Annotated in this window: 1 rRNA gene; it reads left to right on the top strand. The window is 52.8% G+C overall.

Features of this window, described 5'->3' with window-relative positions:
• A 23S ribosomal RNA gene (locus GPK60_RS07420) occupies positions 1-2,716 on the top strand; the annotation flags it as partial.
• Positions 2,717-2,744 lie beyond the last annotated feature (28 nt).

The following is a 2,744-nucleotide window of genomic DNA, read 5'->3' as shown; positions in this document are numbered from 1 at the left end:
CATAACGTATGGAAGGGAACCCGGTGAACTGAAACATCTAAGTAGCCGGAGGAAAAGAAAGAAACATCGATTCTGGGAGTAGCGGCGAGCGAAACCGGAGGAGCCTAAACCAGCGTGCGTGCATGCTGGGGTTAAGGACTGCAACAAGTGACCGGAAGGTTAACAGAATGGTTTTGGGAAAGCCAGCCATAGAGGGTGAAAGCCCCGTATGTGAAAACCGGAAGGAGCGGCAGGATCCAGAGTACTACGAGACACGTGGAACCTTGTAGGAAATCGGGGGGACCACCCCCCAAGGCTAAATACTCCTTAGTGACCGATAGCGCATAGTACTGTGAAGGAAAGGTGAAAAGGACCCCGGGAGGGGAGTGAAAGAGAACCTGAAACCCTGTGTTTACAAGCTGTGGAACATCATTATTCGATGAACCGCGTACTTTTTGTAGAACGGTCCGGCGAGTTACGCTTACTGGCAAGGTTAAGCACTGAAGGTGCGGAGCCGGAGGGAAACCAAGTCTGAATAGGGCGATGAGTCAGTAGGAGTAGACCCGAAACCGGGTGATCTATCCATGTCCAGGTTGAAGCTGCCGTAAGAGGTAGTGGAGGACCGAACGCACATCCGTTGAAAAGGGTGGCGATGAGGTGTGGATAGGGGAGAAATTCCAATCGAACCCGGAGATAGCTGGTTCTCCTCGAAATAGCTTTAGGGCTAGCCTCGTATTAGTCTAGTGGAGGTAGAGCACTGAATTTCCTAGGGGGCGTCAAAGCTTACCGAAGAATATCAAACTCCGAATGCCATATAGATGATGTACGGGAGTCAGACTGCACGAGATAAGTTGGGCAGTCAAAAGGGAAAGAGCCCAGACCGCCAGCTAAGGTCCCAAAGTGTGTGTTAAGTGGAAAAGGATGTGGGATTTCGAAGACAACTAGGATGTTGGCTCAGAAGCAGCCATACATTAAAAGAGTGCGTAATAGCTCACTAGTCGAGAGGTCCTGCGCCGAAAATGTCCGGGGCTGAAACACAACACCGAAGCTGCGGAACCCGCAAGGGTTGGTAGAGGAGCATTCTTAAAGGAACGAAGCAGTACCGAAAGGAGCTGTGGACTTTTAAGAAGAGAGAATGCCGGAATGAGTAGCGAGAGTAAGGTGAGAATCCTTACGGCCGAATATCCAAGGTTTCCAGGGTAAAGCTGATCTGCCCTGGGGAAGTCGGGACCTAAGGCGAGGCCGAGAGGCGTAGCCGATGGACAACAGGTTGAGATTCCTGTACTACAGTATGACAGAACTGTGGGGACGCAGAAGGAGAGCACTACCTGGAATGGAATCCAGGGGCAAGCACAGGAGGGGTACGGCTGGAAAAACCGCCGTGCAACCCAAAGGTGTGACGCATACCGAACTAAAGTAGGGAAATGTGTGAGCCGGCTGCCGAGAAAAGCCGCTATTGTTTGTACTGTACCCGTACCGTAAACCGACACAGGTGGATGAGGAGAGAATCCTAAGGCCGACGGAAGAAGCATTGCTAAGGAACTCGGCAAAATGACCCTGTAACTTCGGGAGAAAGGGTGCCTCGAAAGAGGCCGCAGAGAATAGGCCCAAGCAACTGTTTAGCAAAAACACAGGTCTATGCAAAACCGCAAGGTGAAGTATATGGGCTGACGCCTGCCCGGTGCTGGAAGGTTAAGGGGAGATGTCAGGAGACGAAGCATCGAACTTAAGCCCCAGTAAACGGCGGCCGTAACTATAACGGTCCTAAGGTAGCGAAATTCCTTGTCGGGTAAGTTCCGACCCGCACGAAAGGCGTAATGATTTGGGCGCTGTCTCGGCAATGCATCCGGTGAAATTGAAGTGCCAGTGAAGATGCTGGCTACCCGCGCCAGGACGGAAAGACCCCATGGAGCTTTACTCCAGCTTGATACTGGGATTCGGTATTGTATGTACAGGATAGGTGGGAGGCTGAGAAATGGTGACGCCAGTCGCCATGGAGCCGCTGTTGGGATACCACCCTTGCAGTACTGGATTTCTAACCAGCAGCCGTTAACCGGCTGGGGGACAATGTCAGGTGGGGAGTTTGACTGGGGCGGTCGCCTCCGAAAGGGTATCGGAGGCGCTCAAAGGTTCCCTCAGAATGGTCGGAAACCATTCGAAGAGTGCAAAGGCAGAAGGGAGCTTGACTGCGACACCGACGGGTGGGGCAGGTACGAAAGTAGGACTTAGTGATCCGGTGGTATTAAGTGGGAATGCCATCGCTCAACGGATAAAAGCTACCCTGGGGATAACAGGCTTATCACTCCCAAGAGTTCACATCGACGGAGTGGTTTGGCACCTCGATGTCGGCTCATCGCATCCTGGGGCTGTAGTAGGTCCCAAGGGTTGGGCTGTTCGCCCATTAAAGCGGTACGCGAGCTGGGTTCAGAACGTCGTGAGACAGTTCGGTCCCTATCCGGCGTGGGCGTAGGATATTTGAGAGGAGCTGACCTTAGTACGAGAGGACCGGGTTGGACTGACCTCTGGTGCACCGGTTGTCATGCCAATGGCACAGCCGGGTAGCCAAGTCGGGAAGGGATAAACGCTGAAGGCATCTAAGCGTGAAGCCCCCCTCAAGATGAGATATCCCCCGCATAAGCGGTAAGACCCCTTGAAGACGACGAGGTAGATAGGGCAGAGGTGGAAGTGCAGTAATGTATGGAGCTGACTGCTACTAATAGGTCGAAGGCTTAACCAAGCACGAGAGTGTGAGGTTCAGGATAGAA

The organism is Ruminococcus sp. MCC718 (genome assembly GCF_018783905.1).
Lineage (GTDB): Bacteria > Bacillota > Clostridia > Lachnospirales > Lachnospiraceae > Hominisplanchenecus > Hominisplanchenecus faecis.
The sequence above is the reverse complement of the archived record's forward strand: the minus strand, read 5'-3'. Positions and strand labels throughout refer to the sequence as shown.